Origin of the sequence: Saccharobesus litoralis (assembly GCF_003063625.1) — a bacterium.
GTDB lineage: Bacteria > Pseudomonadota > Gammaproteobacteria > Enterobacterales > Alteromonadaceae > Saccharobesus > Saccharobesus litoralis.
Genome location: NZ_CP026604.1, coordinates 5505945 through 5528641 on the forward strand (window position 1 = coordinate 5505945; position 22697 = coordinate 5528641).

At 42.8% G+C, this 22697-nt stretch carries 16 protein-coding genes; all 16 read right to left on the reverse strand.

The window, feature by feature from the left end:
* Positions 1 to 10 precede the first annotated feature (10 nt).
* The 16 genes from murG to C2869_RS21180 all read right to left on the reverse strand — a co-directional run bounded on the left by murG (position 11) and on the right by C2869_RS21180 (position 22302).
* Entirely contained in the window at positions 11 to 1084 is a 1074-nt protein-coding gene (gene murG, locus C2869_RS21105) for an undecaprenyldiphospho-muramoylpentapeptide beta-N-acetylglucosaminyltransferase (protein WP_108604792.1), read from the reverse strand.
* Positions 1074 to 2381: a cell division protein FtsW gene (gene ftsW, locus C2869_RS21110; protein ID WP_108604793.1), complete on the reverse strand. Its 1308-nt coding sequence runs from the start codon at positions 2379 to 2381 to the stop codon at positions 1074 to 1076. Before ftsW ends, murG begins: the two co-directional genes overlap by 11 nt.
* The gene (murD, locus tag C2869_RS21115) at positions 2371 to 3705 is read right to left on the reverse strand and encodes a UDP-N-acetylmuramoyl-L-alanine--D-glutamate ligase (RefSeq protein WP_108604794.1); all 1335 of its coding nucleotides are present in this window, start codon (positions 3703 to 3705) and stop codon (positions 2371 to 2373) included. The genes ftsW and murD overlap by 11 nt, the downstream gene beginning before the upstream one ends.
* Before the next feature lie 41 nt (positions 3706 to 3746).
* Positions 3747 to 4829 (reverse strand): phospho-N-acetylmuramoyl-pentapeptide-transferase, encoded by a 1083-nt coding sequence (gene mraY, locus C2869_RS21120; RefSeq protein WP_108604795.1) that lies wholly within the window; start codon positions 4827 to 4829, stop codon positions 3747 to 3749.
* Positions 4823 to 6184, reverse strand: a complete 1362-nt coding sequence (locus C2869_RS21125; protein WP_108604796.1) for a UDP-N-acetylmuramoyl-tripeptide--D-alanyl-D-alanine ligase — start codon at positions 6182 to 6184, stop codon at positions 4823 to 4825. Before C2869_RS21125 ends, mraY begins: the two co-directional genes overlap by 7 nt.
* Positions 6181 to 7707 (reverse strand): UDP-N-acetylmuramoyl-L-alanyl-D-glutamate--2,6-diaminopimelate ligase, encoded by a 1527-nt coding sequence (locus C2869_RS21130; protein WP_159084265.1) that lies wholly within the window; start codon positions 7705 to 7707, stop codon positions 6181 to 6183. The genes C2869_RS21125 and C2869_RS21130 overlap by 4 nt, the downstream gene beginning before the upstream one ends.
* Complete coding sequence (locus C2869_RS21135) at positions 7700 to 9442, reverse strand: peptidoglycan D,D-transpeptidase FtsI family protein (RefSeq protein WP_108604798.1); 1743 nt, start codon at positions 9440 to 9442, stop codon at positions 7700 to 7702. The genes C2869_RS21130 and C2869_RS21135 overlap by 8 nt, the downstream gene beginning before the upstream one ends.
* Entirely contained in the window at positions 9439 to 9768 is a 330-nt protein-coding gene (ftsL, locus tag C2869_RS21140; RefSeq protein WP_108604799.1) for a cell division protein FtsL, read from the reverse strand. The genes C2869_RS21135 and ftsL overlap by 4 nt, the downstream gene beginning before the upstream one ends.
* Positions 9761 to 10705, reverse strand: a complete 945-nt coding sequence (rsmH, locus tag C2869_RS21145; protein ID WP_108604800.1) for a 16S rRNA (cytosine(1402)-N(4))-methyltransferase RsmH — start codon at positions 10703 to 10705, stop codon at positions 9761 to 9763. Before rsmH ends, ftsL begins: the two co-directional genes overlap by 8 nt.
* Positions 10705 to 11166: a division/cell wall cluster transcriptional repressor MraZ gene (gene mraZ / locus C2869_RS21150; protein WP_108604801.1), complete on the reverse strand. Its 462-nt coding sequence runs from the start codon at positions 11164 to 11166 to the stop codon at positions 10705 to 10707. Before mraZ ends, rsmH begins: the two co-directional genes overlap by 1 nt.
* A 441-nt stretch (positions 11167 to 11607) precedes the next feature.
* Complete coding sequence (locus C2869_RS21155; RefSeq protein ID WP_108604802.1) at positions 11608 to 13704, reverse strand: TonB-dependent receptor plug domain-containing protein; 2097 nt, start codon at positions 13702 to 13704, stop codon at positions 11608 to 11610.
* Between the two features lie 258 nt (positions 13705 to 13962).
* Positions 13963 to 14433 (reverse strand): Lrp/AsnC family transcriptional regulator, encoded by a 471-nt coding sequence (locus C2869_RS21160; RefSeq protein ID WP_108604803.1) that lies wholly within the window; start codon positions 14431 to 14433, stop codon positions 13963 to 13965.
* A 41-nt stretch (positions 14434 to 14474) separates the two neighbouring features.
* Entirely contained in the window at positions 14475 to 15773 is a 1299-nt protein-coding gene (locus C2869_RS21165; RefSeq protein ID WP_108604804.1) for a cysteine desulfurase-like protein, read from the reverse strand.
* A gap of 86 nt (positions 15774 to 15859) precedes the next feature.
* Positions 15860 to 16510 carry a 2OG-Fe dioxygenase family protein gene (locus tag C2869_RS21170; protein ID WP_108604805.1) on the reverse strand — a complete coding sequence of 217 codons (651 nt, stop codon included), beginning with the start codon at positions 16508 to 16510 and terminating at the stop codon, positions 15860 to 15862.
* 589 nt (positions 16511 to 17099) lie between these two features.
* A complete protein-coding gene (locus C2869_RS21175) occupies positions 17100 to 20075 on the reverse strand; it encodes a DUF748 domain-containing protein (protein ID WP_108604806.1) in 2976 nt (991 codons plus the stop codon).
* 49 nt (positions 20076 to 20124) lie between these two features.
* Complete coding sequence (locus C2869_RS21180) at positions 20125 to 22302, reverse strand: S9 family peptidase (RefSeq protein WP_199915606.1); 2178 nt, start codon at positions 22300 to 22302, stop codon at positions 20125 to 20127.
* Positions 22303 to 22697: the final 395 nt, after the last annotated feature.

The window sequence follows — 22697 nt, forward strand, 5'->3', positions numbered from 1 at the left end:
ACATTTACCTCTAACTTACTAAATCTTTTACATATTGACTGACTCGAATACTCGAATCAGTGACAGCTACCTTTTGACAATTACTCGCCATCGTTGGCAATAAATTGGGTAGCTCAATTAACTCGGTTAAATGACCGGCTAACTTACCTTCTAACAACGCCGGTTGAGGCAGTAAAATACCCGCCTCGGCGTCCACTAAAATTTGGGCATTTTTAGTTTGATGATCATCCACCGCATGCGGCAAAGGCACTAAAATGCTTGGCATACCGGCTAAAGCCAACTCAGAAACCGTTAATGCGCCAGCGCGACATATCACCAAATCTGCAGCTTGGTACGCGGCTGCCATATCATCAATAAACTCAACGACTTCAACCTGACTTTGCACATCAGCATAGGCTTGCTGTACCGCAGCTAAATTACCTTTACCGGTTTGATGCACAACCGACACCATTAAGCCCTGCGACTCCAATTGTTTCACCGCTAAAGGCACCTGCTGGTTAAGCACTTGCGCCCCTAAACTGCCACCAACCACCAAAAATCGTAATTGATGCTCAGCTTGCTGCTTCTCGGTTAATTTAATCGAGCTGCGCACCGGATTACCCACAACAGGACAACCACGCTTTAAACCTTTGGTTTTGCCAAATGCCACTAAAGTGGTATTGGCAACCTTACTTAATAAACGATTAGTTAAACCCGCCGCGGCATTTTGCTCGTGGATCAGCAAAGGTTTAGCCAATATTTTTGCGGCAATACCGCCCGGCATTGCGGCATAACCACCAAAACCAAGAACAACGTCCGCCTTGCGTTTTGATAAAATGCGTAATGCTTGGCAAATCGCCTGTAACACCATAAATGGCGTCAGCAGCTTGCGAATAAATCCCTTATTGCGCACACCTTTTATTTCAATAAAATCAATTTCAATACCTTGTTTAGGAACCAGTTGCGCTTCCATACGATCAGCCGTACCTAACCAAGAAACGGTCCAGCCTTGCGCGATTAATTGCTCTGCAACCGCTAAACCAGGAAAAATATGACCACCAGTGCCGCCAGCCATCACCACAGCATGTTTAACTTTATTCGTCATCAACATGCTCCTCGCGTGGATTGCGGGTTAAATTTTTCTTTTTCGGCTTTTTGCTTGACCGAGTCGCTTGCACACTTTCAAGTCGATGCTCGTAATCAATTCGCATAATGGCTGCAATCGCAATACTCATCACTAGTAAGCTACTACCGCCATAACTCACCAAAGGTAAGGTTAACCCCTTGGTGGGCAACATACCCGCACTAGCCCCAATGTTAACTGCGGCTTGAAAGCTAATCCAAATCGCCATGGCATAGGCAAAATAACCTTCAAACTGCTTACCCGCCGCTAAAACACGACTACCTAAACTCAAAATTTTACCCACTAACCAAAATACCACGGCCACAACTAGCATTACGCCGATAAAGCCTGTTTCTTCGGCTAACACAGCAAAGACAAAATCGGTGTGCGCTTCCGGTAAAAAGTGTAATTTTTGAATACTATTGCCCAAGCCCATGCCAAACCAGTCACCTCGCCCATAGGCCATAAGGCTCTGAGTTAACTGATAACCACTGCCAAACGGATCGGCCCACGGGTCTAAAAATGAGGTCACACGCCGCATTCGGTATGACTCGCTTAAAATCAAAAACACCACTGCGCAGCAGCCAGTCATAAACAAAGCGAAAAACTGGATTAATTTAGCGCCAGCCAAAAAAAGTAACCCCACTGTCGTAGCAAACATCACCACCACAGTTCCCAAATCAGGTTGCATTAATAACAATACGGCTAAAGCAAACATCACCAAAAGGGGTTTGATAAAGCCTTTTAAATTTTCTTTTACTTCGCTTTCACGTCTTACTAAATAGCCAGCTAAATAAACAAAAAAGAACAGCTTAGCCGGTTCTGCTGCCTGAATATTTAAAGGCCCTAAAGCTAGCCAACGCGTACTACCGTTCACATTTTTCCCGACGATTAAAACAGTAATTAACAAGCCAAAAGCTATCATCAGCAAATACGGGTTAAAGCGTTTCCACCACGCCATTGGCATTTGTACAACCGCCATAAATGCGATAAAACTTAGCCCTAAATACACCAAATGGCGAATGGCAAAATGCAATGGGTTGCCAAATAATTTACTCGCCACAGGAATAGAGGCTGATGCCACCATTAACAACCCAACAGCCAACAAGGTACAGCACAAAATAACCAAAGTTCTGTCATACAAAGCATGACCTTCACCTAAACCAAATAACTCATCCCATACTTCTTGTACACGCTCTTTAAGCGTCGGCTTAACCTGTTTTGAGCTAGCACTATTCGCTTTAATTGACGCTGCATCAGCAACTAAATCACTGCTCATTTAGTGCCTCCACTGCTGCGACAAAAGCCAAGCCTCTTTGCTCAAAATTTTTGAACATATCTAAAGATGCGCAAGCCGGTGACAATAAAACGGTATCCCCTACCTGAGTTATCTTAGCTGCCAATTTAACCGCGTCTTGTATACTCGATACGTGTTGCGCATTAGCTTTCAATGCAGCTATTTGTTGGCCATCACGGCCCAGCGTGATCAAATGATCGACATTCGAGTTAAGTACACTTTGCAATGGTGAAAAATCAGCATCCTTCCCCACACCACCTGCAATTAAAACTAATTGACCTTCAATATTGGCTAACCCTGATAGCGCCGCAAGTGTCGCACCGACATTGGTCGCTTTTGAGTCGTTAACCCAAGTTACACCTAATTTCTCACTGACTTTTTCACACCTGTGCTGCAAACCAGAAAATTCATTAAAAGCAATTTCTATGAGTCTTGGATCGGCATTCAATGCATAAGCAACAGCAGTTACCGCAAGCATATTTTGCTGATTATGCAGCCCCACTAAACGACTCTGTTGCAAACTACACACGGCATTACCTTGTAAACAAGCATGCCCCTGTTCCACTTGCCAATCAGCTTGGCAGTCAACCCCAAATGAAATAGCATTCGGATGTTGTTCAGGGTAAGTTTGTTGGTCATCGTGATTAAAAATTGCTAATCGAGCATTTTGATAGATAGCTCGCTTTGTTTGTGCGTAGTGCGCTAAATCCGCATAGCGATCCATATGGTCTTCACTCACATTCAACACTAACGCAATATCAGCCGCAAAACTTGGGCAAAACTCCAGTTGAAAACTAGAAAGCTCCAATACAATGATGTCACTACTATCAGACAAACAGTCCAATGCTGGGCGACCTATGTTGCCGCCAACACTGGTGGTAATTTCAGCTTTATTAAGCGCTTCACCTAATAAACTAACAACGGTCGATTTACCATTAGACCCCGTAACAGCAACAACTTGTTTATCAGTCAAGGCTATGCCATGGGCAAATAATTCAATTTCATTTATCAGCTCAGTACCATTAGCTAACACGGTTTGGTATATATCCGCGCGCGGATCAATACCAGGGCTCATTAAAACGAAATCAAATTGCTGTAAATATTCAACACTCGGCTGACCTAAGGTTAAATCCACCTGAGGTAAAAGTTGCTTAAGCTCGTCTATACCCGGCGGCAAACTACGTGTATCACAAACACTTGGTTCAATACCTTGCTCAACTAAAAAACGCACGCACGACATGCCACTCAGTCCTAAACCAAGTACACAAAAACGTTTATGTTTATTGAGCTCAAACCATGTTTGCATCTATTAACTCGAGTTACCTTTAAACCACACTGATTGACCGACTAACGAATTTTCAAGGTTGCCAAACCAACTAAAACCAACATCAGACTAATAATCCAAAAACGCACGATCACTCGTGGTTCTGGCCAGCCTTTTAATTCATAGTGATGATGAATAGGTGCCATGCGAAAAATCCGTTCACCGCGTAACTTGTAACTACCCACCTGTAAAATTACAGATAAGGTTTCCATCACAAACACACCGCCCATAATGAACAAAATCAACTCTTGTCTAACTAAAATGGCGATCACACCTAAAGCGGCACCTAACGCCAGTGAACCAACATCACCCATAAAAACTTGCGCTGGATAAGTGTTAAACCACAGGAAACCTAAGCCAGCCCCGACAATAGCGGTACACACAATCACCAATTCACTGGTTAACGCAATATGCGGTAAGTTCAAATAGCCAGAGAAATTCGCGTGCCCTGTTACATAAGCAATAATGGCAAACGCACTGGCCACCATAATGGTCGGTACAATAGCTAATCCGTCTAACCCATCGGTTAAATTCACCGCATTGCTGGTGCCGACGATGACGAAATAACACACCAGTAAATACAAAGCGCCTAACTGCGGTAAATACTCTTTAAAAAATGGGATAATCAATACGGTTTCGTTCGGATCATGTGCCGACCAATACAAAAAGAAAGCCACACCAATAGCGATAACCGATTGCCAAAAGTACTTCCATTTAGCAATCAACCCTTTTGAGTCTTTACGGATCACCTTGCGATAATCATCGACAAAACCAATAAGGCCATAGCTGACAACGACAAACAAAGTCACTAACACGTAACGATTGGACAAATCGGCCCACATTAAAGAAGCAAAAACGATCGATCCCAAAATCAAAATACCGCCCATCGTCGGCGTACCCGATTTTGAAAAATGAGATTCCGGACCATCATCTCGTACAGTTTGACCAATTTGCATACGTTGCAAATAGCGGATCAATTTAGGCCCTAAATACAAAGACAGAACTAATGCCGTCAAAATGCTCAGAATGGCTCGCATCGTTAAATACGAAAATACATTGAACCCAGGTTCAAACTGGGTAAGCCATTCTGCTAACCAAACTAGCATTCGGCGACTCCTGATGATTTCATTGCTTCTATTACTCTTTCCATTCGCGCACTGCGCGAACCTTTCACTAAAATGGTTGTGGGTTGATTATCTAAACTGGCTTTTAACGCCGTCACTAACGTTTCAAGTTGATGAAAATGTTGTTTACTGTCATGCCCCTCTTGGGCTTGTAAACTCATCTCACCAAACGTAAATAAATCCTGTATGCCTAAGCTTCTAGCATAATTACCAACGTCCTGATGCTCTTTGCGCGCGTAATTACCTAATTCAGCCATATCCCCCATTACGAAGATTTTACGCCCTTCAACATTGGCTAAAACATCCAACGCGGCCTGCATAGATGCCTTATTGGCGTTATACGTATCGTCTATCATGATCAAATTATCAGTGATTTGAATACGATTAAGTCGACCTTTGACGCTGACATTTTTATTCAAACCGCTCACAACAGTCTGAATATCAATTCCCGCAGCTAATGCACAACTTGCCGCTGCCAACGCATTTGCGATGTTGTGAGCTCCCGGTAATTGCAAATTAATGGCATAGCCTTGACCTTGAAAATTCAGTTCAAACTGGCTAGCAAAGGCATTCATACTCATGTTACTGGCATACAAATCGGCTTGTTCGTTTTGCAGGCTAAACAAAGTGACGTTTAGTTGAGCCAAACGGCTTTGCCATTGCTGTTTAAATTCGCAATCATAATTGACAACCGCTTTGCCACTTTCAGACAAGCCGCTATAAATTTCACCCTTTGCTTGCGCCACACCACTGAGTGAGCCAAAGCCTTCTAAATGCGCACCCGACACATTGTTAACTAAAGCAACATCAGGTTTAACTAAATCGACACTGTAAGCTATTTCACCAATATGATTAGCGCCTAGCTCAACCACAGCATATTCATGCTCAGCGGTGAGCTCTAATAGGGTTAAAGGCACACCAATATCGTTGTTCAAATTACCTTTAGTTGCCAACGTATTGCCGGCTAGCTGACATATAGACTGTAATAATTCTTTAACTGTGGTTTTGCCACAACTGCCTGTTATTGCGATTGTTTTAACATCACACAGGGCTTTAACACCTTTGGCTATTTTGCCTAGCGCCACTCGCGTATCATCGACAATAATTTGCGCGACATCCGCGTCAACTTCATGTTCAACCACTACGGCACTAGCGCCAGCGCTAACCGCTTGTTCAATAAACGCATGCGCGTCAAAGCGCTCACCTTTTAATGCAACAAACAAGGAGCCTGTTTCAATTCGGCGAGTATCGGTACTGACTTGATGGATCTGGTGATCTGAGCCTTTCAGTTGCCCTGATGTCATTTCAGCAATAGCTAACAGAGATAAATTAATCATGCGGCTTGCTCCATGAGTTGTTGCACATACTCTCGTTCATTGTAAGCGTGCTTTATCCCTGCTATTTCTTGGGTTGTTTCATGACCTTTACCGGCAACCAAAATAATGTCTTGCGCTTGTGCCGCTTGCACGGCCGACTGAATAGCCAATTTGCGGTCTAACTCAACAACAACTTTTTGCTTATCTTGGTCGCTTATGCCCTTTAAAATAGCTTTAGCGATTAATTCAGGTGACTCAGAACGCGAGTTGTCATTAGTAACAAAGATTTTATCTGCATACTTAGCGGCAATTTGCCCCATCACAGGCCGCTTATCTGTATCGCGATCACCACCACAACCAAAAACCACAAACAATTGCCCTTGCTCGGTCAAATGACGGCGACAAGCCACTAAGGCCTTTTCTAAACCGTCTGGAGTATGAGCAAAATCAACAATCACATTAGGTTGACTGTTTTTCCCAAAATGTTCCATACGACCTGCTATCGGTTTAACTTGCGCAAAAGCCTTTGCAATATCGGCAAGCGAGTAATTCATTTCCAATAAACACGCCATGGCAACCAACGCATTCTCAATATTAAAATCACCATAAAAAGGTAAAAATAAAGATGCGGTTTCACTTTCTGAGCTAATAGATAATTCAAAACCATCGGCTTTAGCGTCAGCTTGGGTAACTATCAGATATCGCCCGTGCGGATTGGTTTGATTTAAAAAATAACTGTTTTCATCACTAGCCACTCGACTAACAACCCGCACCGACTTTGCTCCACTCATGACTTGATGAGCTAACTTTTGGCCCCAAGAGCAATCTAAATTAATGACAACATCTGCGCTCTCGTAGTCACTAAACAATTTTGTTTTAGCCGCAAAATAACCTTGCATATCGCCATGAAAATCTAAATGGTCATGCGACAAATTAGTAAACGCGGTAACCTGAAAAGCCAAACCCTTGATACGTTGCTCAGCCAAAGCATGGCTTGATACCTCTAAACAACAAACATCTTGCTGCTTAGCAATAGCCGTCAATAAATCATGTAACTCAATGGCAACCGGTGTGGTATTTAACAGTGGTTGTAATTTATGCTTGGTTTGCACACCTAAAGTACCAACATAAGCCGCGTCTCGATCCAGCAACAACAAGGCTTGAAAAACCATATTCGCCACTGTTGTTTTACCATTGGTTCCTGTAACACCAATCAAGGCTAATTCAGCAATATCGGCTTGACTGACGCAGGCCGCAATGTCAGCTTGTAGGTGTGATAAACGCCAAATAAAAATGACGGGCACTGAATTTACGGTTTGTCTAACCCCATGCTGCGACGATTCATCTGCATCCGCTAGAACAGCGACAGCACCTTGCTGAACCGCCTTAGCAATAAAATTACGACCATCAAATTGAGCGCCTTTTAGCGCGATAAATACTGATTGGTTATTAACTTTGCGTGAATCTAAATGCAAATGCTCAAAAGCAATACTCGGCAAATTCACTTGGCAAATGTCATTGAGCATAGTCAAGGATTTAGGCACTTGGCTTTCCTCCCTGACTCTTGGCAATGGTGATTGTGTCTTTTTCGTTATCCGGTAATTCATTAAGAATGCGCATCGCACCTTGCACGACTCGGCTAAAGACAGGCGCGGCAACCGCACCTCCGCCATATTCATCACCTTTAGGGTTATCAATAACCACAACGGTAGCTATACGTGGTTTACTCACTGGGGCAATTCCGGCAAAGGTTGCGTAATAATCACTACCGTAACCACCTGCAATCGCTTTACGTGAGGTTCCGGTTTTACCGGCAATTCGATAGCCTTCAACCGCAGCTCGCGTACCCGTACCACCTTCTCGAGTCACTTCTTCCATCATGCGTAAGACTTGACGTGTGGTACTGGCCGCATACACTCGCTCGCCTTCAGGTACGGTATCTCGCTTTAAAATGGAAAGAGGGCGTTGAATGCCCCCAGCTGCTACCGTCGCGTAAAAGCGCGCTAATTGTAATGGCGTCACTTGCAAGCCGTAACCAAACGACAAAGTGGCAAGTTCAAAGTCCGACCAGCGCCGCCTATCATGCAGCACCCCCTGACTCTCGCCAATAATCAAACTACCGGTATCATTGCCAAAACCGGCGTTATAAAAAGTATCCAAATAATTTTGCGCTGGCATAGAAAGCGCGAGTTTAGTCACACCGACATTGCTCGATTTTTGTAAAATCGACACTAAATCCATTTTGCCGTGATTACGCCCATCACGCACAATACGGCCGCCAATGCGCATACGCCCTGGTGAGGTATCAATTAAATCTTTCGGGCCAACTGAGCCAAATTCCAAAGCCGACAACACCACTAAAGGTTTTATCGATGAGCCTGGTTCGTAGGCATCTGTTACTGCGCGATTACGTGCATTGCGAGCTGAATAGGTTTGACGATTATTCGGGTTATAAGACGGGCTATTAACCATGGCGAGTATCTCACCTGTGTTGACATCCACCATCACCACAGAGCCAGAATCCGCATCATGATACTGCACGGCTTTTTTCAACTCTTGATAAGCTAAGGCCTGAATACCTTGATCAATCGATAAGGTAACGTCTTGCGCTGGACTCGCATCTTCTTCAGCCAACACTTTAATAACTTGACCACGTGCATCTTTCATCACGTGTTTTTTACCGTTTTTACCCGTTAGCTCACCATCAAATAAGCGCTCGATGCCTTCAATACCCACATCATCAATATTGGTTAATCCGACAATATGGGCACTCACTTCACCATACGGGTAATAACGCTTTGACTCTGGACGCAAGTAAACACCGGGAATATCTAATTTATCGACATACTCAGCCATAGCAGGGGTAATTTGACGACCTAAGTATATAAACCGCCGTTGCTTTTCAATAGCGGCATTGACCGTGCCCAACAAAGATTCAACCGGTGTTTTTAATACATCAGCTAAGGCTCGCCATTCTCGCTCTCGGCTCATACCGTTATGGCGTTTGATAATCACAGGATCGGCAAATACAGTGTTAACCGGCGCTGATATAGCGAGTTCTAAACCATTGCGATCTTTGATCATGCCACGATGAACGCGATCGGCTAAATAGCGATGTGTACGTGCATCACCTTGTTGACGCAACATATCAGGCTGGATCACTTGAATGTAAGCGGCTCGCGCAATAATTGAAGCAAACACAAGCAAGATCACGCCAAAGACGACATAAAATCGCCAGCGCCCTACAGCTTGCTTTTGTTTATTAATTCGCTTATTCATTCAAGTTCGATAATTCGTTCTTCAGCCCTATCTGGGCGTTTCATTTCTAATTGCTTCGTTGCAATTTGCTCAACTCGGCTATGCTCAGACAACGCATTTAGCTCAAGTAACATGTGGCGCCAATCGACACCCAATCTATCTTGCTTATCTTGTAACTTTTGTACTTCTGTATTTAATTGCCGGTTTTTCCAAGCAAAATATACCACTGCGTATGCACTCGACATGACGCACAACACAAGAAAAATAACCAACTTGTGTTCTAGCCAATCTTTAATAATCAGCCAGGCTAAATTTGGCTGTTTGGCTTGCTTATCTCGGCTAGCCACTTAAACGTTCGGCAATCCGCAGTACTGAACTGCGTGCGCGCGTGTTCAGTTCAATTTCTTGCGCTGATGGCTTGATTGCCTTCCCTATGGTTTTAAATTTAATATGCTTACTCAACTCATCATCAGTAACAGGCAAGCCGCGCGGCACAGCTTTCGCCTTACTTTGCTCAGCCATGAAGCGCTTAACAATGCGATCTTCTAATGAATGGAAGCTAATCACCGACAAACGGCCACCCGGTGCCAAAATATCAATCGAATTGGCTAACGCTTGTTTAATGGCATCTAGTTCACCATTAACTTGAATACGAATAGCTTGAAAGCTACGGGTGGCAGGGTGTTTACCCGGCTCACGCTTTTTAATAATGCGTTCAATTAATCCCGCTAAATCTAAAGTGCGCTTAAATGGCTTGTCATCACGGTCATAAACAATTGCCGCAGCAATTTTGCGAGCGAAGCGCTCTTCACCATATTCTTTAAGCACGTAAGCAATATCATCGCGTTCTGCGGTGCGTAACCATTCTGCTGCCGACTGCCCTTGGCTTGTATCCATGCGCATATCCAACGGGCCATCACGTAAAAAGCTAAAACCGCGTTCCGCATCATCAAGTTGCGGCGAGCTAACTCCGAGATCCAACAAAATACCGTCTACCTTGCCAAGTAGGCCCATGTCAGCCAATTTACTTGGCATATCGGCAAAATTACTATGCACAATTTGAAAGCGAGGATCGGCAAAATGCTCACCGGCAAAAGCAATCGCAGTGGGATCTTGGTCAAAAGCAATTAAACGACCATTGTCGCCAAGTTGCTTTAATACCTGACGGCTATGGCCACCACGGCCAAACGTACCATCAACATAAACACCGTCAGGCTTAATCGCCAAACCATCGACCGCTTCTTGCAGTAAAACACTAATATGCCCAGCGGCTGCTTGTTCCATTAAAGCGATAACCCTTGTAAAGCCGGACTCAATTCAGAGTCAGGTGACTGCATTGCTAAAATGTCGTCTTCCATTTGTTTATCCCACTCTTCTTGCGCCCAAATTTCGAATTTATTAATACGCCCTGATAACAGCAATTGCTTTTGCATGCGCGCATAATTACGTAACGGCGCTGGAATTAACAAACGACCATTCTTTTTATCAATTTCCGCTTCATTCGCGTTACCCAGTAACAAACGTTTCACTCGGCTTTGCTGCGGATCCATATCCGACAACTTGATCAACTTGCGTTCTACCTGTTCCCATTCATGCAATGGATACAACATTAAACAGCGTTGATTAACACTAATTGTGCAGATCACTACACCGTCAGACTCCTCCTGAAACAGATCGCGATAGCGGGTCGGGATCGCAATCCGACCTTTATCGTCCATCGTTAAAGAATGAGAGCCTCGAAGCACAGTTTCAAACCTTGCAATTAGTTAATTTAAAATCCACATGGATCCACTAAAATCCACTTTTTTCCACAATGGCAAATTTTCGGCGTCGAGGCCATGTTTGTCAAGGCTAAAATCTGCCTAAACACCTGTCTATAAACCCAGTAAAAATCAGCATTCTCGGCAAAACCTTGAAACCAGTGGAGAAAAGTGGAAATGTGGGTAGGCGTTAGATGAAAAAAATATTAAAAAGCCACTTTAAGAAACATATGGCTATTAACCGGTGATTACAGATCTAGGGGTAGTAAAAATTAATATAAGCAGGATTGTTAAATAATTAGAATATTGTGAACTGGTTAAGTCTAGCTAACTTAATCAAACAAGCAGTGCCAAACCAGTAATGATGAATAGCGTTACACTTCGTTGCCCAGCAATATTTTTAAGGTCAGAACGTTTCAATAACGGTTATCGCAAGCTCAATACGATACCAGCAAATAAACTACGCCCTTTCATTGGGTAATCATCTGGGTAACCTAAATCTAAAGCAAATAAAGGTGAGTTGGGTGACGGTTGGCGAATGTCGTCATCCAAGGCATTTTTAATGCCTAGAGTTGCACGCCAATTATTGCTAACTTGCCAACGCAAAGTAATATCTAGCTTATTGTAATCCTTGATTTTAGAACGAGTATCACCCGTTTGGCGTTTGCGGTCGGCAATTAAATAGCTTTGCGCTAACATACTCAGGCTATCATCAAACTGATAATCTAATGCTAAATAAGCCATCACTCTGGGTACATTGGCTTTATCTTCGTTACTCAAGGGCAATTCAGATCGCAACCAAGAAAAATTGCCACTCACTTCAAGTTGATTGCTTGCTTGCCAGTTTGCTTCAAATTCAAAGCCATAGCCGTCTTGTTGCCCTATATTTTGATACACAGCTGCATTATCGAGCTGGATCAAATCAGATGATTGATACTTAAATACATTGAGGGCGCCAGCTAAGGTTTCTGACACTTTATAATCAACAACTAACTCTAGGGTTTGAATTTCTTCCGGTTTAATATTCGGGTTACCCAAAGTTGCTGGATTATTAATATAGGCTAACTCAGCAACACTAGGGGCTCTAAAAGCGCTGCCATACAGTAGTTTAGTGGTTAATGCTGAACTCGTATTCCACACTAAGGCCATTCTAGGATTGGTTGTACTACCAAAATCTGAGTAGTGATCGTAACGAATACCTGCGGTTAATTCCCAATCATCAGCCAACTTCCATTCATCTTGAATTGATACGTACCATAAATCTCGTTTGTATTGGGGCGTATAAACATAAGGAGTGCCTGTTACGTCAATCAGTTGATCACTTATGCCGTCGGCAGGTATCGAATTTTCATCCAAAATACCAGGTCCAAAGTTTTTGACTTCTTCAACATTGATCAATTTCTGTTCATTCAAGCCAATAGCAAAACGCAACCTATGGTTATCCACCCCTGTATAAAGGTAAACACCATCAAGTTTATATTTTTGCGTATCACCTCGCGGCGCGCCAATCACACCATTAGGAAATTCAACTGGCGTAAAAGGGGGTTGAAAAATATTACCATCTGTCCCGACAGGCCATGTACCCGGTGGAAAAAGCTGAAAGTAAGCGTTGGTTTTATTTAAAAAATAGGTGGCGTCTATCGTAATATCTGAATACGTCGAAAAGCTATGATGCCATTGTAAATTAGACTTATATGCTTCACTTTGGTCGCGATCGATATTATTACCGGCAACACTGACACCGTTGCCCATTTGTTGCCCAGTTCGCCAATACCAATTTTTTAATACAAAATCGCCATATGACAAATTGACATGCAAGTTATCTAATTCTCTACCACGATCCATCACGCCATACGGGGTGACTCTGCCAGAATCATTACCTTGCTCTTCACGGGTAAAAGACCAACTCACGTTTAAATCATCTACCGCCCAATGACCATTCATCCATAATTCTTGATAAGCAAACGACCCTAGATTTGCCCCCAATTCAACCTGATTAAGGTTAGCATGCTCTTGGGTTATGATATTAATCACGCCACTAAAAGCATCAGCACCATACACCGCAGAACCAGGTCCTCGTATGATCTCGATTTTCTCAATAAAGTGAGTTGGGTAACGAAAAGCAACGGGCATGGAAGACGAAGTTAGATTAGAGATTTCCACACCATCAATAAGAATAAGTACTTGCGGGGTAGACGAGCTTTGAATACCGCGAAAACTATATAAACGGCTCAAACGAAATTCAGATGCCATAACATGTAAACCAGGCACCTTTTCAATGGCTTCGGCCAATGTTCGAGCGCCACTAGCGGCGATATCGTTAGCAGTTATAACCGACACCACAGCAGGCACTTCAGATAACCGCTTAGCCGTACCTGTTGCTATTTTAACTTTTAACAACTGGCTTAAGTCCATTTCCATTAATTGATTATATTTGAACAACTCATCAGCAACGACTGAACTTGATCCCAATATAGCCAATCCAATAGCAATCACCTTTTTGACTTCGAACCTGTCTTTCATTTAACCCGCGCCAATTTTTTATTCAATGCGTTCCACACAAATAAGCATAGAATGAAGCCAGCCACTTTTCACCTGTTTTATTTTTCAAGTTTAGAAAGGGGGGGTAATTAATCTAGCGATTTCTATGAAAATAGTCGTTTTTACGTACCACATTTTTGTTGGCGAGCATTTATGCTTGCGAAGCCTGCAAACCTTTTCACCCAGCAAAGCAAGACTACCGAGGGTTGTAAGTCCAGTCACAATAACAAAAACTTAAAACTAAGGCTGCAACGGCAATTGAGTGGTGTTTTTAACTTCGGTCATACTTATGTGACTTTGAGCTTCGTGGATATGGGCGAGTTTGAGCAATTTATGGCGTAAAAAGAATTCGTAGCTGTCCATGTCTTGGGTGACGACTCGTAAAATATAGTCCATAGCACCAGACACCGTCCAGCATTCAACCACTTCAGGAAAACCAACAATGGCTAACTCAAACTCTTCAAGCGAATTACGGCCGTGGGAAGACAGCTTAATAGTGACAAAAGCAACAACCCCCAAACCGACTTTGTGTCGATCTAATAACACCACGCGGTTGGCAATATAGCCTTGTTGTTGCAAGCGGTTAATGCGTCGCCAACAAGGCGATTGCGACAAGCCAATTTGGTCGGCGATTTCCGCTGCGGTTAAATTGCCGTCCTGTTGCAATAAGGCCAAAATTTTGCGGTCGGTTTTATCTAAATCATCTAACACTGGTTTTTATTTTTAAGCAAAGATAACTAAAGTATAGATGCTCAGTTAAGGATCATATCCAGTTCATTAAATAAAACATCGATTTCATCTCGCGTGTTGTAATGCAGCAATGAAAAACGCAGTACGCCCGACTCATTGGCTAATGCTAATTGTTCAACAATGCCTTGCGCATAAAAATGACCATACGCACAATAAATGTTTGCTTGAGCTAAAGCACAACAGACTTTGGCATGATCATTATTTGCCAGTACTAACGAAAAAATAGGCACACGTTGCTCTGTCGTTTTCTGGCCTAGCAAATTAGCGCCACGCAATTCGGCTAGTTGTTGCATAAAATAACGACTCAACTCGTTTTCATGGTTTTGAATATGGGTAAATGCATTTTCTAGCTTTTGCTTGCGATCCGCCGGTAACATATCTTGCGAACCAATATCATGCCCACCAGAATAAAAGTCTGAACTGGATGCCAAATCAATAGTGACAGGCTCATCTTCAATCAGGGATTGTAAGTAATTAATACAGGCGATATAAGCCGCCATGGCTTCAAAATTTTGCGTGCCCATTTCCCAGCAATTAGGCGACTGTTCAGACGCTGGAGCCACCTTGTTGGGTAGCAATAATTGTAACCACTTAGGCTTAGCGACCAACACACCTAAATGCCCAGCAAAATGCTTGTAACCTGATGTCACTAAAAAATCGCAGTCCAAATACTGAAAATTGATTTTGACATGCGGCGCTGCCGCCACGGCATCAACAAAGACTTGAATATGAGCAAAAGCACGGGCCATTTGCACAATATGTTGCACATCGACTACTGTGCCAGTCACATTAGATACATAAGGGATCGCAATTAAGCGCGTGTTAGCATTTAGCTTGTTGGCTAAAACGCTATAGTCTAGCTGCCAAGTCTCGCGGTCAATTGGAATGGTATGTACGGTTACTCCACACGCCAACGCTGCGTTTAGCCAAGGTGAAACGTTGGCATAGTGGTCCAGCGCAGTAACAATAATCTCGTCCCCCGCTTGCCATTGCTTGGCAATACTATAACTAAAATGAAAGATCAGGCTCGTTGCGTTAGCACCAAACACTACGGATTGTGCTAATTGACAACCTAAAAAATCACAAGCGGCTTGTCGAGCCTCAACCACCAATTGCTCAGTTAATCGACTCGTGGCACTAGGGCTGCCTAAATTAGCATTACCTTGAGTTAAATAGTCGGCGTAGGCATTAATCACCGTTTGCGGCGCTTGGCTTCCCCCCGCGCCATCGAAATAAATCACGGGTTTACCTTGGCGCAGTCTATTTAACGCAGGAAATTGATTGCGAGTATTAGCATTCATTGTCAAACAGCCATTGTCGAAATAAATTTCGACAAAGATTCAACTGATCATTTGTTTCTGGAATAAGCACGAGCTCACTCACTAATCTAATCACAAGCGGTTAGCACAAACACATCCATGTAAGCATTTTGTTCATCGGTCGCTGAGATCGTCGCGGCACCGTGCCAAAAACGCTTATCGTTAAGAATAATGAACTCACCATGATCAAACGCATAACTCATTATCGGTTTAGTATCGCGGCTTAAATGTACGTTTATTTCTCCACCTGTTATATGTTCACGGCGAATGACAAAAATGCCTATTTTATCAAAACCATCTTGGTGTACACCTTCTGGCGCGACTGGAGTGTTGTGATTGGCCGACGCAAGAACGCGAATTTGATGCACATCGATATCAGCATGGTCTTTAACATGTGCCATGGTTTTAAAATAATGGAACATTTCAACAAAGGCTTCACTTTCCACCACCTCATCTTCTATCTCTTCGTAGTCTCGCACCACATCACCTTGAAAACGATTATAGACAGCAGACTGAGTAAATTTTTTATGGGGTAAATGAGTTAAATCGTCATTCACGCATTTGAAATGCGAAAAGCGCCGCACACGAAATGAACCATCTTTATATGGATTTGACGGTAAGCGTTGGAATGAATCAGCTAAAAAGGCTACGTTTTCAGGATCAAGTTGACCCAGCTCCAAAAAGAAATTTTCGTCATTAAAATGGTGGACAGCGCTCATGAAGATCACCTTATCATTAGACTTTAGGGCAATGATAAGTTTAGTAACTGAAAGGCGAAATTTGCTTGTTATTTATGCGCATACCCAATGTTTGTTTGCATAAATAATTTAATATTTAGTGAAATCTTAGATTAGTTTTTTAACTTCGTAAGCAGCAGGTAACCAACCATCTCAAAGCTGAAAAATCCTAAAGCAAGAGAGAAGACGCTTGCGGGAATCAAAACGTATCGACAAGGTTGGGTTTGCGGGCTCTACAAGCATAAAAACTCATCTACAAAATGTTTGCAGGCTCACAAGCATAAAAACTCATCTACACAGGTTTGCAGGTTCACAAGCATAAATGCTCATCTACAAAATGCTTGCAGGCTCACAAGCATAAAAACTCATCTACAAAATGCTTGCAGGCTCACAAGCATAAAAACTCATTTACAAAATGCTTGCAGGCTCACAAGCATAAATGCTCATCTACAAAATGCTTGCAGGCTCACAAGCATAAAAACTCATCTACAAAATGTTTGCAGGCTTACAAGCATAAATCACTTATACGCCGCTTATGCGCCAATTTAGGCAAACCCAACGCCAATTTCGCCTACGACTTAAATACCAATCGAGGTTTGGCGTCTTTTTCGGTTTCCAGTTCTGGGGTACAGAGTAAAAGTCGTGAAGAAGCGATACCTTGCTCAACTACGTAATTTTTAAAAACTTGCTGGCGCTGTTGCGATACCTTTTTAATTTGTTCTATTTCATCTTCCGTTGGCTTGCTATTGGCTGCGGGAATGTCAGTTGGCGTACCAATTGCGCATACTTTTAATTGCGCATCGTCTTTTTTGCGCAGCACATTAACAAAGTTATCGGCAAATACTTTTTGTTGTTGGTCTAATTCTGTTTGTCCTGCCGCATAAATTAAATCGTTAAAACGTAATTTAAATACTTCATCACCAGCCATCATCACCACAGTAACCACATTAGAATAAGGCACTAAGGTTTCGATTAAGGCCTTTTTTCCGGCTCGCACAATAGCTTTTTTAGCTAATATTTTCACAAAGCTCGATATACCATCGACCGAGGGACTGTCAGTTGTACCACTTATCGGTAAAGACAAATCAATTTTATCATCGCTGTCTTTGATCACACCGACCGCTAAATTAAGCGGCATGGAGATCACATCCTTACTTTTACTGGCGTTAGGCTTGTTAGCCACGGATAGTGCCAAGCCTCGTAACCCGACATCAGCACCGCCATCTAGCTTGCCTTGCTTGGCAGTTAACTTCACATCTAAATCAAACTGTCCGGTTTTAATCTCATGACCTAATGCACCTTGAATGTAGGAAGACAATGCTGGTAGCTCCAACTCACGCACTTTAGCGGTTAGATTAACGTTAGGTTTAGCTAAAAACGGCGTAAATTCGCCTTTGGCGCTAACCGAAGTAAACGGCGGGTTTTTAACCATTAAAGTCAAAGGTGTAGCTGTTTGCGGCTGTTGGTTATTAATTGGCCCAACTTGCAGTTGTGTAATTTGATATTCCTGCTGAAAAGCCGGTTTCACACTATTATCTTGAAAAGCAATAATGCCGGGCGCTGTTAACGTTATACCAGCCAAACGCAGTGTCATATCTTGTTCATTGGCCTGCGGAGTATGTGGATCAGCTTGCGTTTCTGAACTCGATTCTGGCTGTTTCGGGTTAGCTTCGGCCGGTTTTGACTTTGTCGCCTGCAATTGCGGCATTAAGCGCACCACATGTTGCAACTGCTTGTCTGGCGTTAATATTAGATTAGTTTGAAAACCATTGACCGCTAATTCGCCCAAATCAACAGATGCGATCTGCCCTTGTGATAGCGCCACATCAATAGCGCTCAAAGTGATAGTTGGCACTTGCATCATTGGCTTGTCGAGCATCGGCGTATCTAGCATCGGAGTGCCTAGCTCAGATAAGCCACTCGCCTCTTGCTGAAGTTTGTCAGCATCAACCAACTTTTTCTGTGGAGCAGAAATCGACTCTAATATTGGCGTTAAAGCTTGTAAGGTATCAAGCCTAAAATGCTTAGCCGACAAAAGCACATCTTGATTAGCACTCACATTAACATTAAGTCGCTGTAAACTAAGCTGCTCAATACTTAATAATTCGCCTTGTGGATTATTAATCACAATACTAGACACCTCTGGTGTCAATCCGAGTTGCAAGGACTTATCGGTTTGTAAGTGAGTTTGCACATTTTGCAAAGATAGCGTGTCAATATTCACTTGCTCTGTCAATTGGCGACTAGCGATCACTCCAACTAAATCGGCGTTAACATCGAGTTTAATATCGCCCGCCACAGCGCGCTGCGCACCTAGGTGATGTAACACCAGTTTATCAAGCCGCATTTGCTCACCATTAGAGGTTTGCACCTCTACTGTATTTAATTGGCTGTTGGCGTTAAACGTAACATTGCCGTCAGGCTGTATAGCTGCGGCAATATCATTAATAACCAGTTGCTCAAAACTGGCTGAACGCAATTGCGGATGGCTAGCCTGTAGGTCATTTAAAACTAATTTCGCTGCAAGTTTAGCGTTAGCAAGCTTACCTTGTTTTACAACTAGCTCAGTCTGTTTGGCGGTAAACTGAAATTTTTGCCAACCCAAAGCTTGCGCTTGTTGCTGACCACTGAATTCATCAAGCTGCAAAGAATTGTCTTTCAGCAACAACTTGATTTCAGGTTGCGTACTAAATAGTTTAGTCACTTCCACTTGGCTATTTAACGCTAGCTTCAATTTACCTTGCAAGCTGGTTATCAGCGCATATTGCTCTGCCGGTAGTTGCGCCTGAAAAGGACTTAACCAAGGAGTAAAATCGGCTAAATTAAATTCGTATACACTCAGGCTATTGTTTATTTTAGCTTGCCCAGCGACTAAATCGGCTTGAAGCTTAGCATCCAACCCAATTTCGCTGCGCCCCAAGCGCCAATCAAGGCCGATATGATAATTAGCCCGTTTTTTGGTCAGCGCTACTTTATATATCTGCGTCATATCCAAACCTAGCTTTAATGCTTTGTCGGCTTGGTTAGCACGAATATAACTATTGCGGATCACACTAGGTTCAATAATAAAATGCCAGTCGCCCAAAACCGCCAAAGGATTTACTTTAGGTGCCGCGGCAACATCAGGTTTTGTCGGCTGTGTTCCGGTATTAAGTAAAGCCAAATCAAGACCGACAGCCTGCTTTAATTGCATTTGCTGATCAAAATCCAGTTCAACTTCTAAACCATTAATGACTAAGCGCTCAACGGTTATTTGTTGTTTAAATAAACTGCTTAGCTTGATATCCAGCTCGAATTCATCCAGTCGCAATACTTGCCGCTGTTGTTTATCAAACGCCAGTCCATCGACACTGAGTTTGCCTAAAAACGGATTGATTCGCACTGTGGACTCAGGGCTAATTTCAATGCCATGTTTATTTAAATAGGGTTGCGCGCCCCAATGAAAAAACAAAGGCGAAAACAACCAAATGGCCAGCAAAAGGCCTAATAAGGTTAATCCGACAACCTTAAGTACGCGATAACAGGTAAATAATAGGGTGGTTAGCATTAGGTTTTGCTTATTCTCTTAGGTTGTTTTCTTGGGTTATTCTCTTAAATTAATCATGAATTCCATGAGCGAGCAGCATAAACGCAAACTCTTGGGCATCGTCTTTTAATCTAGCGTAACGGCCAGAACTGCTAAAATGTCCGGCGCCCATGTGCATGCGCATAACCAGTAAATTATTATCCGTTTTATAGGCGCGCATTTTCGCTGTCCATTTGGCGGGTTCCCAGTATGTAACTCGCGGATCATTAATACCACCTGTCACCATCATAGGAGGATAAGCCACTTTTGCAATGTTGTCGTACGGGCTATAACTGGCGATTGTCGCATAATCCGCTTTTGAAGTGATCGGGTTACCCCACTCAGGCCATTCAATAGGCGTTAATGGTAAGCTGTCATCTAGCATGGTATTGAGCACATCAACAAACGGCACGCCCAAAATCACACTGCGCCACAAATCAGGCCTTTGCACTGTCACCGCACCCATTAATTCGCCACCCGCACTGCGGCCTGAAATAGAAATATTGCCTTGGCTCACATAGCCTTGTTTAATCAAAAACTCGGCGACATCAATAAAATCATTAAAGGTATTACTGCGTTTATCTAACTTGCCATCCAAATACCATTGATAGCCTAATTCATCGCCACCACGAACATGAGCAATTGCATAACTAAAACCACGATCAAGCAAACTTAAATTCACTTTGGAAAATTCCGGCGTCATTCCCATGCCATAAGCGCCATAGGCATATAAGTGCATAGGCTGCGAACCATCTTGCTTAAAACCTTTTTTATACACGATAGAAATAGGCACTTTCATGCCATCGCGGGCTGTCGCCCATAAACGCTCAGTTTGATATTGACTAGCATCATAACCTGAAGGTATGTCTTGTTGTTTACGCAACAACAACTTTTTACTGGCTAGTTGATAATCATAAACCGTGTGCGGCGACACCATAGACTCATAGCTAATTCGCAAGTGTGGTTGGGAAAATTCCGGATTATTTCCTAAACCAGCACTGTAAACCGCCTCAGGAAACTCAATAGTGTATTCAGCACCATCATAAGCACGTAAGCGTATTTGCTCGAGTCCGTTAACTTTTTCTTCAATCACTAACTGTTCAGCAAATGCAGTTACGCCTGTTATGTAATGGCTATCACTACCGGCAATTAAGGTACGCCAATTATCATAAGTCGGAGCAAGATCCGCCACTGTCGCGACTCGAAAGTTTTTATGTTGATCATTACTACGAATAAAAAACTGCCCATGAGCATGATCAACATCGTATTCCATTTTAATATCGCGTCCGGCCAGTAATTGCGGCTTAGCTGCAAAGTCGCCACTGGGTAAAGTATAAACTTCACCAAAGGTGTGGCTGCCAGTGGCAATCAACACATATTGGCCTGAACTTGTTTTGCCTAAATGAATAAAAAAGCCGCTATCTTTTTCTTCATATATAGACACATCAGTTGCATCCGCTTGGCCTAATGTGTGAGCTTTTACCAAATAAGGTCGCCACTCATCACTGACTAATGTATATAAAAACTGCTGGCTATCAGCCGACCAAACTAACTCGCCACTGGTTTGCTCTATCTTGTCGGCCTGCAACTCACCTGATAGCAAATTTTTTACACGAATACTAAAGCGCTCAGAGCCATCGTCATCAAATGACCATGCTAAATATTGGTTATCAGGGCTAACGCTAACAGACGCGACACTGTAAAACTTTTTACCTTGGGCTTGAATATTCTCATCAAGGATCACAACTTCATCGCCACCCGCCAAAGGTTTACGCAGCCATACCTTGTATTCCTTACCTTCAGGAAAATACCAACGGTATTCGTAACCATTTTTAACCCAAGGCACTGACGTTTCTTGCGGTTGCTCACGGCCCTTAAATTCTTGATATAAGCGTTCAACTAAAGGCTGTTGCGGCTCAATAAATTGCGCAAAGTAATCATTCTCTTGCTCAAGATATGCGATCACATCTTTATCATCGACCTTGGGGTATGAAGGATCTTTAAGCCAATGAAATGGATCACTTAGCTCAAAACCGTGATACGTATTTGTGTAATTGCGTTGCAGGGCTTTTGGCGCTTGGCTATTCAGCGCTGGCAATCGCGGGAAAGTAACAGTATTAGACAAAACCTTAGGTTCCTTAAGTTCTAAATTCACGAGCCAAAATAACAATAAAGCACTCAAGCTTAATCCCAATAATGCTTTATTCACTCTTATCCTTGGCCATAGCCTTCTCGCTCAGGCCTTATGGTTCATTGTCTGCGCTTACTCGCCCCAATCACATAATAGAGCATATGCTCATGGGGTCTCGAAGCTTGACGGCTTCCCCTAAAACCTGATCGCTTTGACTACATCAAAATCAAATGACTGATATTTTGGCAAAAACGACGATTAAAGTCAGTAAAACCCATCAAGACATTCAGACAAAACAATTCGTAAACGGCAACGAGTAAAAAGTCACGTATTTGCGTAACTTTTAGGCATATAGCTCAACTTTACATAAATGATCGGGATCAACAATTTAAAAACTTTTATACTATTCAACGGAACTATTTACGATCTTTAGTACCTAAGGCTATAAAAATCACTATTTATGTACTTTTTTA

Bases quoted from the DNA above. Each gene is read 5' to 3' on its own strand.
- C2869_RS21125 (WP_108604796.1), bottom strand. From the start codon at position 6,184: ATGATTAATTTATCTCTGTTAGCTATTGCTGAAATGACATCAGGGCAA.
- ftsW (WP_108604793.1), bottom strand. From the start codon at position 2,381: ATGAGCAGTGATTTAGTTGCTGATGCAGCGTCAATTAAAGCGAATAGT.
- C2869_RS21155 (WP_108604802.1), bottom strand. From the start codon at position 13,704: ATGAAAGACAGGTTCGAAGTCAAAAAGGTGATTGCTATTGGATTGGCT.
- mraY (WP_108604795.1), bottom strand. From the start codon at position 4,829: ATGCTAGTTTGGTTAGCAGAATGGCTTACCCAGTTTGAACCTGGGTTC.
- C2869_RS21135 (WP_108604798.1), bottom strand. From the start codon at position 9,442: ATGAATAAGCGAATTAATAAACAAAAGCAAGCTGTAGGGCGCTGGCGA.
- murD (WP_108604794.1), bottom strand. From the start codon at position 3,705: ATGCAAACATGGTTTGAGCTCAATAAACATAAACGTTTTTGTGTACTT.
- murG (WP_108604792.1), bottom strand. From the start codon at position 1,084: ATGACGAATAAAGTTAAACATGCTGTGGTGATGGCTGGCGGCACTGGT.
- rsmH (WP_108604800.1), bottom strand. From the start codon at position 10,705: ATGGAACAAGCAGCCGCTGGGCATATTAGTGTTTTACTGCAAGAAGCG.
- C2869_RS21175 (WP_108604806.1), bottom strand. From the start codon at position 20,075: ATGCTAACCACCCTATTATTTACCTGTTATCGCGTACTTAAGGTTGTC.
- C2869_RS21165 (WP_108604804.1), bottom strand. From the start codon at position 15,773: ATGAATGCTAATACTCGCAATCAATTTCCTGCGTTAAATAGACTGCGC.
- C2869_RS21170 (WP_108604805.1), bottom strand. From the start codon at position 16,510: ATGAGCGCTGTCCACCATTTTAATGACGAAAATTTCTTTTTGGAGCTG.